The following is a 16,510-nucleotide window of genomic DNA, read 5'->3' on the forward strand; positions in this document are numbered from 1 at the left end:
TCGGTCAATCAAAAATCTTATCAATAACGCTTTTTTGATAATATGGATTGTAGAATTTATCTATAATTTTATAACAATTTTCCCTTATTGATTCGATAGATGTAATCATTTGCCTCTTTCTAATTTTAATGATATTTTCTTTAAGGTCTTCAATATTATTCATCTCAAATAATTCACCATTTACATTTGGAATTATTGCTTCATATTCGGGTCCCTGATTGTTTCCATTATTATGTGAAATAACAGGCACACCAAACATCAACGAGTGCATTGCTGTTAAACCGATTTCGCCTGGTGCAATACAGCAATCGCTCGAAGCTATTAGTTCGTAATTGACCTTTTCATCATACGAAGCGCCATAAAAACAAACATTCTTTTCAAGTCCCTTGGATATTACTTGTTTTTGTAGACTCTCCTTATCTATACCATCACCTACTAAAAGTAGATTTATCGCAATACCATCATTTTTAAGCGAATCGATTACTTCTATAACCTGAGATAGTTTTTTGGGGGGGGTTAGCCTTCCTATAAATATGAGCTGATAATTTTGTGGGTCTGCAAAAAGCTTTTTTCTAATAGCAACTCTCATTTCTTCAGAGAGAACTCCTCTTAATTTTAGTTGCTTTTTATAGTCTAAAGAGTTGTAAATCAATTTAATCCGTTCATCGCTATATCCAAAATTAAGAAGATTCCTTCTAGCATTATTGCTATATAGCAATAGCCCATCAAAGAAAAATTTATAAAAATAATAATAAGTCTTATTTTTTAGATTTTTTTTATCCCTTAAAATGCCATGAGTCCAATTGAATACTTGGACACCTCTAAATCTCAACAATAATGTTGCCAATATTATTGATAAACAATAAGGCGTGGCATGAACAATCGCTCCATCGAATTTATTTCTAATGATAAATTTCAATAAGCCTCTGTTGAATTGAAATCGACCTAACTTGAAATAATTGAAGTTTCTAAATATTTCTGAATCTTTAAAAATGTATGGTTTTACATTATTGTAGCCCTTTCTATCTCCAGCAAAAATGAATTTATATTTTTTGGAATTAATTAATTCCTCAATGATTCCACTTCTATAATGTGGGAATCCTGGATAAATCACAACAATTTTTTTCATTTATAATTTATAATAAAGATTTTAGAGATATTTTATACTGCTTGAAAGCAAGAAAGTCTTCAAAACTAGTGATAAAATAATATGATGCATAAAAATTCGGAGTAAAATAATAGTATTTACGATTAAGAGAGTTAAAAGACGCCATTGCTCGAAGAGAATTCAGATTCTGTTCTTGCATAATGCTATAGAAAATTGGTCATCTAGAATTTTGTTTTTGTATAGTTTTGATATAAATATCTTGGTTTTTATAGAGTCTTTTTTTTAATTTAAGATGGCTTTGTTTCTAATTATTTCTGGTTTAGTAGAGAATTGACTTATAATACATTGGTTTCAACTATTTGGAATTCAATTTATAATGGAATAAATATGTTTTTCAACAGGCATTTCATTATCCTTAATGCTGATAATATAATATGCTTTTAATTATAATCAGTCATACGAAGGTAGAAAATGTATAATTTTAATATAAGAGATAGCATTCAACACGAATGGTATTTTTTATAAATGATTTTTCTATTTGATTTAATCTGAAATACAACAAATAAAAAATCTATATTAGTATAATTGATCAGCCAGACAAATTTATTAATAAGGAATACTTTCATTATGAGGCGTTAGTTTTGAATTTGGTTATTATCCTTGTAGACTTATAGTGCTCTTAAAGGAACGAGGTTAAAGGTGATTTGGTTAATTATAATTATGATTAAATGCAGGATAAGTATTGAATCATGATGTAATTTTTGCAATTAACGACTCCCACTTGACTATTGTATCCTCAACTTTGAAATTGTTTAATATTGATAGGTTTTTTTTAGAGAAACTCAATCGTAATTCGGTACTTTGGATTAGTTCGTTAATCCTATCAGCCATTTTATTGCAATCAAAAGGCGGAATCAAAAATCCATTTATTCCATCTTGAATAATTTCGTTTGGACCTGTGGGGACGTTAAAACTTACTAAAGGAAGAGACATTGCCATCCCTTCCATCAATGACATGGGAAAACCTTCATAAGAAGAGGTCATTACCATTATTGAATGTTTTGAATATTGCTGATAAAGATTATTTACATTTCCTTCTAGTATGACTTTGCCATTTAAACCAAACTTAGCTATATTTTTCCTTATGCTATCTTCCAAGTGTCCTTTACCATAAATGTGCCAGGTATAATCAGGGTTTTGTTTTAGCACTAAACTTGCAACTTCTAATAAATGAGTATCAAAGTTTTTAGGATCTGCCAGTCTGCCTACGCTTATTATTTTTTTGGTTTCCGGATTATAAGCTTTTTCAATGGAGAATAGCTCTTGGTCTAATGGGTTATAGATTTGTACTACTTTAGTTGCAAAAGTTTTTCTTTTATAATTTAGGACATCCGCTTTAGTAAGTGTGACGACAGTATAAGAAAGAATACCACCAAGTATTTCACTCATTCTTTTAAATGGACTTGGCTCGCCATGAAAACTTGAATGAGACCAATAGATCATTTTAGTATCGATTCCTAAACAGGCCATGCCAGCTAATGGAGCGTGCAAATGACCGCATGCTATCAAAATATCAACATGTTCTTCATTAAGATATTTACGGAGCCTAGGAATGGCCTTAAAAAATCCAGTCTTCATTGATTCAGGCTTATCCAATAAGTCATAAAGGCCTACATTTTTGTTCCAATTAAAACCATTATCCTCGGTTTTGGGATGAAAACCGATTACGGAAACTTTTGCCAGATTTTTTCCAATGAACTGATCTGCCAAAATTGAAGTAGCTCGTTCTATTCCCCCATGCATAGAGGTGTTCCCTACTAAAAATGCAATGTTGATCATTATTTGTATTTTTTTGTTTCAACTCTCTTGTAATAAATACCTAACCACAGGAAGAAGTACATCATAGCGTAACTAGCCTTATAAAAAACATAAATATTATTATGGAGAAAAAACACCAAAAAGAACAACAAGTATAATTTGTATTCGGGATTAGATCTATGACGTGAAAATAATTTGTAGGACTTAAAAATGGGTAAAACAAAAACAATAATCATCAAGGAACCTATAAAAAAGCCATGCTCGGCTAGTGCTTCTACATAGGTGTTGTGAGTGATTGCCCTTGTACTGTTATAATTGGCGAAGTTACCAACACCAACCCCTAGAAAAGGGTGATTCAAAAAAACCTCAAGACCTTTTTCTGCTAGATGGCCTCTTTCGTCTTCACTTATTGTGGTGGACATGCGATTCTTTATCTTTGAATTGTCATAAAAACTGTAAAATTGATATAAAAAGGACATCGTAAAGATAAACAATAGGACTCTTCGAATAATTGAATGAAAGGGAATTCTGATTTTAGGTTTATTCACCCAAAACCAAAACAAGGCGTTAATAAGTAGAATGAATGTTAAACCTGACCTTGATTGGGTGGTAAAAGAAATTGCCAGCCCTAAGCAAGGTATTAGGATCAATCCTATGGTCGTCCAAATATTTTTATACTTGAGGTATAATCTAAAAATGGAGAAATTTGCAAAAAGGCTCATATATGAATAATAGTTGGCATTGTAGCCAAAATCACCCCTTGAAGCGGTTGGTGCATAGAAAGTAATGGGATCAAAGTTACCGAAACTATACTCAAAGTATATTATTATTATTAATGAGCAAATAAAGGCTATGTGAAAGTAATCTTCTAAATTTAAATTATTATAAAGCCCAATACCAATATAGGCACCCATAAAAGCAGCAAGAATTTTATAGATGAATATATCAAATAGATGCATGTCAATATTGGTATAAAATACGGAAGTAAAGCCAAGTATTAAAAACAGGAAAAACAGAATAGTTTCTTTATACATATATATTGATGCACCTTTGTCGAATACAAATGTTAAGACAAATAGTATAGGGAACAAAATATTAAAACCTACATCCTGAAGGCCCAAATCTAATCCGGCATAATAAAAGATAATAGTCGCCATCAGTAAAATTCCGATAAATGGACCAAATATTTTATGAAGTTGACGATTCAATTTAATATATTTTAGAAATTAATTCTGAATTTCGCTAATTTTTGAGCTATTCTTTCTGATATAAACTTAGGTGTAAAAATAATGGAATAGCGGACATTATTTAGATTAAATTGAGAACAATTATATTTATAAATATTATTAGGTGTATTTTCCAAAAAATTTGTTTTAACTTTATTCTTATAGGCTTATTTTTATCTAAATATATTTTTAGATGTGGAATAGGATGATAAAATAACCATTACTTAAACCATGTTTTTATAAAATTGCACATGTTCCTAATAGTAGTGAGATACATCATATTATACTTTCAAAATTACTTTTATGTTATAAACTTATTTTGGCTGTAAACGATTTTCTTTTAACTGTAGTTAATCTTATAAGATATATAGGACTTTTTTACGAACCCTATTAATCTTATGCCAATACATGTTTTGTCCATATAATTCATATTTCCTTCTATCAGCGAAACAATCAAATTTATTTCAGTATCTAGTTACGTTTTGACCAGTTGATTATTTGAATCTAGGCCCTAATTGTTATAATCCCAGAAAAGAAATATTCTCAAAATTTTATTTAGTACCATTTTCCACTCCGGCTTTTATCATTTAGTTTTTTGCAAAAAAAGTTAATTAGAATATAAATTCATAAAATATAGGTTAAAGAGAAGAGGATATCGATAAGAGGTTTTAACTTATCCAAAAAGAATGGATGAACGCATGCGTAGATTTAAATAGATAATTGCAAATTGAAATTGTATTAAGTTTACGTCGGAAATTTCACGTTTATCTCTTAGAAGAGGTTTAGGAAATAGTCTAATCGCTATTAATTACTAGAGTGCCATTTACCTAAGTAGATTTATCTGGAAAATTTCATCTTCCTTATTTTAAAGGATCATTAACCGAAAAATCAGAGTAAAGCTTGAAGTTATTAATAAATTAATATTTATAAACAGGGAAGAATAATTTTTCTATATTATTTAAGTATCCTTTTATCATTGTCAAAAGCAATTAGAAGGATTAATTGGTTGTTTAACGAAACTTTTGATCACCTTGGAAAAGATTTTATTCCTTTCCAATAAAAATCGTATTATTGAACGATTAAAATAGCGGTTAAAAATTCCATGTGCTTATGTTTATGGAAAATTATAATCAGTCAATGTATATTGATCAAGGAACATAGTTCTAGAATTAAACAAAAAATTAATGTGCGGCATTTTTGGTGTTATCAACTTAAGAAAAGAAAATAAAGTCTGTGAGGATAAATTACAAAATTCTATTGAAAAGGTAAATCATAGAGGGCCAAATGTTCGTTTGTCTGAGCTTTTATCACCCTATGTAGGATTAGCTCATGCAAGGTTATCCATATTGGATCTGTCCGATTCTGCAAATCAACCTTTCCATTACCTTTCTTTTGCCGTAGTTTTTAATGGTGAAATATTTAATTATATAGAACTAAAAGAAGAACTTCAAATTGCAGGGTATAAATTTACCACTGAGTCTGATACAGAAGTAATTACGGCTTCCTATGATTTATGGGGTGAAGAGTGCGTTAGGAAATTCAATGGAATGTGGGCCTTAGCAATTTATGATAAAGAAAAAGACACACTATTCTGTTCAAGGGATCGATTCGGAATCAAACCATTTTACTATACCTTATTTAAAGGTAATTTTGTATTTGCTTCAGAAATAAAATCTATTTTAGAATATTTTCCAGAATTAAAAAAACCTAATTATAATGCTATTTCTGCTTTTTGTAGAGAGTCAGTTGGAGCACAAAATATTGAATCCTGGTTTGAAGGTATATATAAATTACCATCTGCCCATAACTTAATAATAAAACAAGGCAAATATAGTATTTATGAATATTGGGATTACCCAAATAAAGTTGATAAAAATACAAATTGGCCTGAAGTACTAGAAGCATATAAGCACTTATTTAATGATGCGGTCAAAATAAGACTTCGTAGCGATGTACCCCTGGGTTCTACATTATCAGGAGGTTTGGACTCTGCATCAATAGTGTGCACAATAGATAAAATCTATAATCAGGAAATAAACACATATACAGCTAGTTTTCCTGACGAAAAATATGATGAATATAGGACTGTTGATTCTTTGAGAAAGGATTATAATTTTCTATCAAATAGAGTGGTTGTTCAATATGATGATTTTTTAAAGAGGCTGAATCAAATTATTTATCACCTAGAAGCTGGGCATGCATCACCTGCAATCTTTCCTCTTAGTAAAATTAACCAAGAGGCTAAAAAAAAGCTTACTGTTATACTTGAAGGACAAGGAGCAGATGAACTTTTAGGAGGATATTTAGACTCTATTTTTATTGACTATTTTATTGATCTAATAAGTTCAATGAAATTCAAAAAAGCGATATATGAGTTAAACGAATTTAAAAAATCATGGTCAATTAAAACAGCAATATTACTTTTTGGAAGATACTATTTACCTGGTTGGGCTAAATCATTTTACAGGAAATTAGATGGAACTGAATATGTTTATTCCGACTATCTTAAACCATATAAAAAGACTACTTCTAGAGTACCAAAAATAAAATTTAATAGAAAAGAAACCCGGCTAAACAAATTGTTGAAAGCGCAACATAGAAATGGCCTTGTAGATTTGTTACAGTACGGAGATGCAATATCAATGATGTATTCTTTGGAAAGTAGATTGCCTTTTATGGATTATAGATTAGTAGAATTCGTTTTTAAACTTCCGGCACAGTATAAAATTCAACAAGGATTGGGTAAGTATATCCATAGAAAAGCCATGGAAGATTTGCTTCCTGATAATATTATTTATAATAGAAGTAAAATCGGTTTTAAAACACCTATTGAAAAAATATTTGCTGATAGTAAAAAGGTTCAAGATATATTATTGAGTGATAGTTTGAATAATCGACGACTATTTAATAAAAGTGTCCTAGAAAAATTACTAAAATTAACTATATCAAAAAAGAAGGACCATTCAAGACTATTATTCAGAATATTGGAAGTGGAGATATGGTTTCGAACTTTTATAGACTGAATAAATTGAATTAACGGTATTTTATATTTAAATGATTAATTATTCTTCTGTCTATCAAGAGAATACCAATGTTGAAAATACTGGTCAAATACCCATTAAAGTGAAACTGAGCTCGGATAAATTAATCTAACTCAATTATTTATTACGAGCTTAAATGAAATTAATACAAGATTATTGAAGAATTTTTCCATCAGATTTTTGTAAGTAATTTTTGTTGAATGTTTTTAATTCCTCATAACTCTTTATTTCCTCTGACCTTTATATAAATAAAATAATATCTAAGAGTAAAATAAAAACTTATAATTAATATTATGCATCCATCTGAAAAATGGACATGAACTTCGTTAAAACATCTTAGAATATTTCAATAAGATCAAAAAAAACTAGTTGCAACAGGATTAATTCCTTCTCCAATCAACAATATAATAAAACAATTATGGAAATAATTGAATCTATTAATATTAGAAACAAAATTCTAAAAAATACACTAGATAAAATAAATTAACCCCAGAAAAAAAATAAGAATTCACCAGAATAGTACGCAGGATTTATTCTATTATTTATTTTCCTAATTATTGGGAGGTGTGAAATTTACATTTTCCCATGTGCAGTTTGTGAATGTAACATCTAAAGGAATTGCAGCGTTTGTCGAATATTTGCTGCTTCTCAGACCTTTTGAGATGTTAACAAATGAACAATCTATAAATTTCGTCCCAGAATTTACCCTGTCAACCATGAATACATAATTCGACCCATCAAAGGTGCAATTATAAAATTCATTATGGTCGACTGTAGATGTTATTTTATTTTGTAAAATCCAATGAAATGCAATGGGAGCTTGATTATCGTAAGACGAATTGCGCACCACAATATTTGTAAAAGTATTGTAATCACCTGTATCATTAATGATAGTCCCCACACCTTCGGGTTCCGATGCATCCCAAAATCTTATACCTTCGGTACCTATTAAACTTCCATTCTGAAACACGTTATGATTGGAGCCACTTGATAATATTATACCACCTCTTTTCCCACCATCAGAACCACCTGTTATAGTGAAGTTTTGAAATGAGTTATTAGTACAAGAGATATTCAGTTCCAAATCACAATTGTATATTTCAAGATTATTATAACTGTTATAATTGGAATTGTTCTTTAAGGATATTCCATGCCCTTGATGTGTTAGATTTCCAAGTCGTTTTACTGTCAAATTAGTAAAAATACTGTTTTGCACATCATAGGCCATTATATAGTAATCAGTTGGATTAACGTTTTGATCAGAATAAGCAGCAACATTATCCACAGTATAAAAATCACTAAACTGTAAAGAGAATCCCCTTGCGCCACCATTTATGCAAATACTATTAGTAATTGTCACATAATCTGCGTGACTAGAAAGAGCTTGTCCTCTTAAATTAACAAAAGATGTAGATGTTCCCCCAGCAGGTAGCGGAGGGGTATAATTGGCATTAGCTGCCGGAGCTGTTGGATTCCAACTATTTGCGGGATTAAAATCACCCATCCAAGCCCCTATCAAATTATCAATAGTTGTATATTTCCCACCCGCATTTATCAAAATACCATAATCAAAATACATAAAACCAAAGTTCTGAATCGTCCAATTAGCATGATTAATTGTTATTCCCGCAGATTGAAATGCAGCTGCATTATTTGTCCTTGTTCCTACTAAAAGAGGGTATTCAGTAGAATCAAGAAGATTACCATTTGCTTGATAATCAGCATAAGTGAATGTTGTTCCATTATTTGCTACAATATCACCAGGAATGTCTTTGTATCCTATAATTGATATAGGTGAACCCGATGTACCAGCTGCGACTGTGTTTAAATTTATATTTCCATAATTTCCAGCTTTTACATAAACAAAATCACCTGCTTTAGCTGTTTTAAAAGCATGTTGAATATCCCATGCGCCAGCTTCTGAAGAACCATCATTGCCACTACTTCCATTAACAGTAACATAAAAAATATTTGGTCCGGAAAGTTTTAATGAAGAAGTGGGATTAATATTAATAGTGACAGTAGCGGTTTCTGAGCCAACGGTCCCGTCCGCATTAACAAATTCAACAGTATATGTAAAGGTGTTTACACTCGTTTCAATTGAAGATGGCGTGTATGTTAACGTATTGTCTGAATTAATTAATACCTCTCCATTGTCAGGTTGGGATGTATCTATTATAGAAACATTTTCCAGATCTATAAAAGTGTCATTAGCTAAAACATCAAGAACAATACTGGCACTCGAAGATACTTGATAGTCGTCATTAACGGTTGTGCCTGCGCTTCCACTATTCTCCGAACTAACATCATTTACAGTGATTTCAAATCCATCCTCCTCCGAATTACTAACAATGGATATTTGATAAACATCACTCCTTACATACTTACCAATTAGCACTTCCGGGTCTAATGACACGTAATCAGCCATCAGATCAGAGTCTTTGCTGCAAGAGAAGAGGGTAATAATGCTAAAAAAAAGGCATAACATGCTTGGGGGAATTGGGGTATTTAATTTCATGTGTAAGTTAAATTAAGTATTATGATAATCAAATTTGGGTTTGATAAATCTAAATAAAATTTCAATATCATCGGTAAAAACCCTTTTATTTTCGATGAACTACATTTTCAAGATCAAAGTCAGTTACGGGCATAAAGATGAGAATAGATGTCTAATATTCTCCTATTCGACGAACTGCACTATTTTTTAACAAATCATTTAAATTTTTAAGAAGAATTAACTAAATAGTTTAAATAAGTTAAGCCTCACCAAATACAGTTGGGATGTAGTTTTGCATTTGAGAAGTTCACTATCTTAAATCATGGTAATACTGGAAATTGCTCTAGGAAATATATTTAAGTCAATTTGATATTTGAGACAAAAATTTTTTTGTGACAAAAAGTGATATTTAAAGTCCATTGACTAATATAAGCTTGTATTTTAAACTAATGCAAAAAATTACTGGTGAATAGGCCAATTGTTGCGAATTGAATCTTTCAGCAGAAGAATTGGATAAATTTTATTTAGTTAATGAACTTGCCAATAGTTTGAGTATAGAGGAATATTTAAGCGGCTTTGTGCTTCCAAGAATATTAAATAAAGAGCCCTTGGTTTAAAGAAAACAATATTGGCTGAGAATACTAGGAATATAACAGGAATTGATGTTTAGTTTAAAATACTAGTCATCTTTTTTGTCATGAATAATTATTTATATTATAAACAGGCATCGGCTTTGTCCTTGAGAATACCTTTTACATCGTAAATCACACCCTTATCTGTTAGCATTTTTCTTAAAGGCAAATCCAGGAATTCTTTATGAGCTACCGCCAAAACTATTGCATCAAATTTATCCTGATTTAATTCGCGACTGGTAGTTAAATCATATTCATGTAGTACCTCGGCAGGTGAGGCCCAGAAATCAAAAATTGACAGTTCTGTACCATAACTCTTTAGGCTATTCATTACATCAACGGCTTTAGTGTTTCTAACATCGGGGCAATTTTATTTAAAGGTTATTCCTAAAAAAGAATTTTAGCCCCCTTTACTTTAATGGCTTTTTGCACCATTAATTTTACCACTTCGGAAGTCATATATTTACCCATGCCATTGTTCATATGCCTGCCTGTAAGGATAATTTCAGGATGATAGTCGTATTCCTGTGCCTTTTGCGCCAAATAGTAAGGGTCTACACCAATATAATGACCTCCGACAAGGCCTGACTTAAAGGGTAGGAAATTCCATTTGGTGCCTGCTGCTTCTAATACAGCATGCGTGTCAAGATCCATTAAATTAAAGATTTTGGCCAGTTCATTGACAAAAGCAATATTGATATCACGTTGTCAATTTTCAATAACCTTCGCAGCTTCTGCTACTCTAATTGAGGGGACAAGGTGAGTACCTGCGGTGATTACTGAAGCATATAATTGATCCACTTTTTTCCAATTTCGGGAGTTGAGCCCGAGGTGACTTTTAAAATCTTTTCTACAGTATGTTCCTTATCACCAGGATTAATTCGCTCAGGGGAATACCCAACGAAAAAATCCTTGTTAAAAGTTGTACCACTTATTTTTTCTAGAATTGGGACACATTCTTTTTCGGTTACGCCAGGATATACGGTGGATTCATAAATTACAATATCCCCTTTTTTCAAGACTTTCCCCACCGCTTCACTGGATTTGTATAGGGGTGTCAAAATAGGTCAATTGGTACTGTCAACAGGAGTTGGAACAGTTACAACAAAGTAATTGCAATCTTTTAGATCTTGGTCATTTGTACAGAACAACCCTGTTTCAATATTCGGCATATCTTTCAAAACCGATTGAAGAACGTCATCCTCCAGTTCAAGCGTGCTATCCGTTCCAGATTTTAGTTCCGCTATACGTCCTGTATTGATATCGAAGCCAGTGACCCTATATTTTGTTGAGAACAGGCGAGCTAGGGGAAGCCCAACATATCCCAATCCAATGACCACTATTTTTATCTTACTCATCTTTACTTTTTAGGTAATAATTAAAATTTTATGCCTATTTTTTTCCAATTTGATAGTATTCAAAGCCCCATTTTGTCAGGTTTGAATCATTGTATTGATTACAGCTAAAAAATCACAAGCTCTTTTAATTGACTTTTTAATTGTTCGAAATCGCGAGATCTGAATTCTTTCCATTCCGTCAATAGAGTTATACGATCTACATCTTTTAATGTTTCATATTTGGAATGGTCATAGCTTATGTTTGGCACATCTTTTAGATAAATATGCTGTGCTTCTTTCATGGCTTTTGGGTCATAGGCCTGAATGGTAGTTCCCCTTTTTGTACGTTCCCTAATTGCATAAAAGGCTGGGAATAAACCAGTACAACCCAGTTCGTGAAGACCAAAATTTTATTCGGCGTAATAAAAGATAATTATCGCCATCAGTAAAATTCCAATAAATGGTCCGAAAAAGCTATTAAGTTGACGAGTCATTTTATTTGATTTATGGATTTAATTTTCAAAATGAGCTACTATCTGTTTGAAATCGTTTTACTATCATATATTAATGCCATTATTTCATTGGCTACGTGTGGTCTATAGTGTGAGGTTTCATAGAAATTAGAAATGGGTTCTGTAAATTCATTATTTCCAGAATAATTATAAATATTCTCTTTTCCAAAGACTAGTTCTAATAATTTCAATTGTTCCTCCTCCAAAGGCACCTGATCGTATGTTGGACCAATTACGATTTTATAATTTGTATTGTGCTTATTAAATATAGCTTCAATGGTATTTAGTTGATCTATTTCCTCTTGGGTGACTTTGCATTTAGTAAATTCTGGGAGGGGTCTATCATAAAAGACACCTTTAGCAAGCTGTTTGTTATAATAACCCAAGGAGTCATTTTCAATTTCTTTGTTGACACCATACCAAATATCACAATTCTTATTATTCACGATGTGGTCATATTCGTTATGGTTGATCAAATGCCCCATATAATCCCTGTATGTTTTAAATATAGAATAATCTAAATATGCGAATAAGAATTTAGGATTTAAAGAAGCCTTCAAAAAAGCAGAATAATAATCAAATTTAGAAGATTTTGAAACATTGGGCATAGAAATGAACAAGTGGCCTTCTCGAACGTATGTTACCTTTAATACATCCCTATCAATTACCACCAAAGCATTTTTTATTATATCCCCAAGTTCATCTATATATTCTACTTTTTTTGAAATCCCCCATATACCCTCACCCGAGGCGTCAAAATGAAACGGATTTGCGTTATCTTGTAAATAAGACTTCCAATTTTTGCATTTGAATGCTTGCGACCTGGAACTGCCAAAAATAAAGGAATCAAAGTTTTCTTTTCCCCTATAATGATTAAAGGTTTTGGTCGTAATCATCTCACGATTCAACCCGATTGTTTGCGTCGCATAATAATCTTGAAATCCAAATATTTTAAAAAAGTCCATCCAGATAACAAATAAGACTAAAATGATTACAGGTATCGTTAAAACAATTATTTTGAATAAAAACTTTTTCATACTTTAAAATTGGAAATAAATGAACTGTTGTTCTTTTCCGCCAAACCAAACGATTACTATAATTATTGCGTAATACATACCATATCTAATCGGTCTTTTCCATTTTAGTCCAATTTTTTCAATGGCATACTGTCCTTCACGTCCAAACCATTCTACCAATATGAAGAGGCAAACAAGACACAGTGTTATTAAAGCGTCAATCCTATCGGTGAATCTAGGAACCTCAAAAAAAGACGTGGATAGAATCTCTGAAATGTAACTGAAAGCATGTCCAATATTTTGTGCCCTGAAAAATATCCATGCAAAAACGGTCAAAACAAAAGTCAGCAACATAAATGAAAGTTCCTTTATACTTGGAATATATTTTCCTTTAGCTATAACATCCAAATTGCTACGATTCTTTTTTGTAAGCAAGAGAGGAAGAAAATAAATTGCATTCAAAGCTCCCCAAATAATAAATGTCCAATTCGCTCCGTGCCAAAAACCACTAACTATGAAGATAACAAAGGTATTTCTGACCTTCATCCAAGTACCACCACGACTTCCACCTAAAGGAATATAAAGATAATCCCTAAACCACGTAGAAAGGGAAATATGCCAGCGTCTCCAAAATTCGGCAATATCCCTCGAAAAGTATGGAAAGTTAAAATTTTGCATAAGGTCAAATCCAAAAAGCCGGGAAGTACCTATTGCTATATCTGAATAACCTGAGAAATCCCCATAGATTTGGAAAGTGAAAAATAAAGCACCTAAAGCCAAGGTGCTCCCATTCATTTCCGCTGAATTATTGAATATTTGATTGGCAAATTCGGCACAGTTATCTGCTATTACGATTTTTTTGAACAAGCCCCACAGAATTTGACGCATACCGTCAACGGCTCTGGAATAATCAAATGTCCTTTTTTGATAAAACTGAGGAAGCAATTGTGTAGCCCTTTCAATAGGGCCTGCCACTAATTGGGGAAAGAAACTTACAAAGGCCGAAAAAGCAATAAAATCTTTGGTCGGTTCCATCTTGCGCTTATAGACATCGATAGTATAGCTCAATGTTTGAAAGGTGTAAAAACTGATTCCTACCGGAAGGATAATATTCAATGAGTTTGCCTTTATATCAGTTCCAAAGAATGAAAAGGCGGAAATAAAATTATCAAGAAAGAAATTATAGTATTTGAAAAATCCCAAAAATCCAAGGTTTACCAGAATACTTGTCCAAAGTAAGATTTTTCTTTTGGTTTGATTTTCTTCCTTTCTGAGGTTTCGACCAACCGTGTAATCAATAATAGTACTAAATAGTATTAACGATAAAAATCTCCAGTCCCACCAGCCATAGAAAAGATAGCTCGAAGCCACAATGAGAAGATTCTGAAGTTTTAGACTCTTGTTAGCTACGAACCAATATAATATAAAGACTATTGGTAAGAAAATTGCAAAGTCAATGGAGTTAAAAAGCATCTATTAATCTAATTCTAGTTTGAATTTATAGCAATGTCTTTTCTTACGATTTAACGCCTAACAGACATGTAAATTTTGTGCTGATTAATTTTGAAAGGGGTTGATTTATACTCTTGGCCATCTTTGAAAGATTAAATATTTGTTTGTAAAATTAGGTTAATTTATATATAAACTTGAAATATATGCGTTAAAACGAAGAGTATATCGATGAGCGGATTCTACTCCAATTTAATGTCGTCCCGCTGTGCCTATTTTAAAATGAAGAAAATTCCATTTGGCACCTAAGGCCGCCTAATCCGCGTGGTTATCAATATCTATTAAATGGATTATTTCGATCAGCTGATTTACAAAATAAATAGTAGATATCCCTCTGTGATTTTTCAATGGTCTTAGTCGCTTGGTTTACCCTGTTTATTGGGACTATATTACTTAAATTTATAATACTTTTTATACCAGTCGATAAAAGAATCCACTCCTTTTTTTATTGGAGTACCAGGGCTGTATTTATAATCTTTAATCAACTCATCCACATTTGCCCAGGTTTTCACTACATCCCCGGATTGCATGGGTTGCATTTCTTTTTTGGCTTTAATGCCCAAGCTCTTTTCTATAGCTTTAATAAAGTCCATGAGCTTTACCGATTTGTTATTTCCAATATTATAAATTTTATAGGTATCTTTTTTTATAGAACGTATTTTTAAAGGAGTTTCTATCACCTTTACAACTCCTTCTACAATATCATCAATATAGGTAAAATCCCGCTCCATATTGCCGTTGTTGAATACCATAATGGGATTTCCTTTTATGATGGCTTCAGTAAAAAGGAACATCGCCATATCCGGTCTACCCCAAGGGCCATAAACTGTAAAAAAACGCAGGCCTGTGGTTGAAAATCCATATAAATGGCTGTAGGTATGAGCCATTAACTCATTACTTTTTTTGGTAGCGGCATATAAACTGATTGGTTGATCCACATTGTCAGAGACTTCAAAGGGTATTTTTTTATTCAATCCATATACACTTGAGCTACTGGCATATACTAAATGTTTAATCTTATTGTGTCTACAACATTCTAAAATATTTAAAAAGCCCACAATGTTGCTATCTACATAGGCCTCTGGATTTTCCAAACTATAACGTACTCCGGCTTGGGCAGCCAAATGACAGACCACGTCAAATTTTTCATTAATGAAAAGATCCTTTAAGGCATTGCTATGTAAAAGATCCATCCGAATGAATTTGAAAGGATTGGGAAATATTTTGCTCACCGTAATGAAGTTGAATTTTTTCGCTTGCTTTCTCTCAATACCCAGGTCATTGAGTCTTCCATATTTTAGGTTTATATCATAATAATCATTGATATTGTCCAATCCAACAACTTCATGGCCATTTTGAATTAATTTTTTCGAAGTATGATACCCAATAAAGCCAGCTGCTCCGGTAACTAGTATTTTCATTTCCTCCCTTTTAGCGTTTGGATCACATTTTGTAAATTTAATATTTAAAGATTTCCCAGAACAACAAAAAAATAACTAACATTCGATTGGAAATAGTCTTAAACCGATTTTATCAATACCTTTAGCGAAATATTGTATTAAATTTTCCTAATCTCAAAGAATACGAATAACTTTATATCAAAATTAGCAGTAAAAACGCTTTTTAATTTGACATGGATGAAGGATATATGTAGAATTAGGAAGTTCATTTATAAAAGCATATTTAAAAAGAATTTTTGACCTAATCCTTAAAATGGAGGAATGATAAAAAATTACCTAATAAATAATGCTCATAGATATGCCTCTAGATGGCTTGTTCTAGGAGTTGATATACTATTAATATGCATTTCATTT

9 protein-coding genes and 1 pseudogene are annotated in these 16,510 nt (G+C 31.7%); 1 reads left to right on the forward strand and 9 read right to left on the reverse strand.

Annotated elements, in window-relative coordinates; translation table 11 throughout:
• Positions 1 to 4: 4 nt before the first annotated feature.
• The 3 genes from G504_RS0117425 to G504_RS0117435 all read right to left on the reverse strand — a co-directional run bounded on the left by G504_RS0117425 (position 5) and on the right by G504_RS0117435 (position 4,134).
• Positions 5 to 1,129 (reverse strand): glycosyltransferase, encoded by a 1,125-nt coding sequence (locus tag G504_RS0117425; RefSeq protein ID WP_019671484.1) that lies wholly within the window; start codon positions 1,127 to 1,129, stop codon positions 5 to 7.
• Positions 1,130 to 1,855: 726 nt separating this feature from the next.
• Positions 1,856 to 2,878 carry a glycosyltransferase gene (locus tag G504_RS0117430; protein WP_169336928.1) on the reverse strand — a complete coding sequence of 341 codons (1,023 nt, stop codon included), beginning with the start codon at positions 2,876 to 2,878 and terminating at the stop codon, positions 1,856 to 1,858.
• A 68-nt stretch (positions 2,879 to 2,946) separates the two neighbouring features.
• Positions 2,947 to 4,134 (reverse strand): O-antigen ligase family protein, encoded by a 1,188-nt coding sequence (locus G504_RS0117435; RefSeq protein WP_157473500.1) that lies wholly within the window; start codon positions 4,132 to 4,134, stop codon positions 2,947 to 2,949.
• 1,202 nt (positions 4,135 to 5,336) lie between these two features.
• Here G504_RS0117435 and asnB point away from each other — a divergent pair.
• Positions 5,337 to 7,175 carry an asparagine synthase (glutamine-hydrolyzing) gene (asnB, locus tag G504_RS0117440; protein WP_019671487.1) on the forward strand — a complete coding sequence of 613 codons (1,839 nt, stop codon included), beginning with the start codon at positions 5,337 to 5,339 and terminating at the stop codon, positions 7,173 to 7,175.
• Between the two features lie 568 nt (positions 7,176 to 7,743).
• Here the strand turns inward: asnB and G504_RS0117445 are convergent.
• The 6 genes and pseudogenes from G504_RS0117445 to G504_RS0117490 form a co-directional block, all read right to left on the reverse strand.
• Positions 7,744 to 9,711, reverse strand: coding sequence for an Ig-like domain-containing protein (locus G504_RS0117445; RefSeq protein ID WP_019671488.1), 1,968 nt, complete (start codon positions 9,709 to 9,711; stop codon positions 7,744 to 7,746).
• Positions 9,712 to 10,404: 693 nt separating this feature from the next.
• Positions 10,405 to 11,680 (reverse strand): annotated as a pseudogene (locus tag G504_RS18950) (nucleotide sugar dehydrogenase).
• A 104-nt stretch (positions 11,681 to 11,784) separates the two neighbouring features.
• Positions 11,785 to 12,051, reverse strand: a complete 267-nt coding sequence (locus G504_RS20035) for a UDP binding domain-containing protein (protein ID WP_083930799.1) — start codon at positions 12,049 to 12,051, stop codon at positions 11,785 to 11,787.
• A 140-nt stretch (positions 12,052 to 12,191) separates the two neighbouring features.
• Positions 12,192 to 13,208: a hypothetical protein gene (locus G504_RS0117480; RefSeq protein WP_019671493.1), complete on the reverse strand. Its 1,017-nt coding sequence runs from the start codon at positions 13,206 to 13,208 to the stop codon at positions 12,192 to 12,194.
• A gap of 3 nt (positions 13,209 to 13,211) precedes the next feature.
• The gene (locus tag G504_RS0117485; RefSeq protein ID WP_019671494.1) at positions 13,212 to 14,660 is read right to left on the reverse strand and encodes an MBOAT family O-acyltransferase; all 1,449 of its coding nucleotides are present in this window, start codon (positions 14,658 to 14,660) and stop codon (positions 13,212 to 13,214) included.
• A gap of 425 nt (positions 14,661 to 15,085) precedes the next feature.
• A complete protein-coding gene (locus G504_RS0117490; RefSeq protein ID WP_019671495.1) occupies positions 15,086 to 16,117 on the reverse strand; it encodes an NAD-dependent epimerase in 1,032 nt (343 codons plus the stop codon).
• Positions 16,118 to 16,510 lie beyond the last annotated feature (393 nt).

Origin of the sequence: Eudoraea adriatica DSM 19308, assembly GCF_000382125.1 — a bacterium.
GTDB classification, from domain to species: Bacteria; Bacteroidota; Bacteroidia; order Flavobacteriales; family Flavobacteriaceae; genus Eudoraea; species Eudoraea adriatica.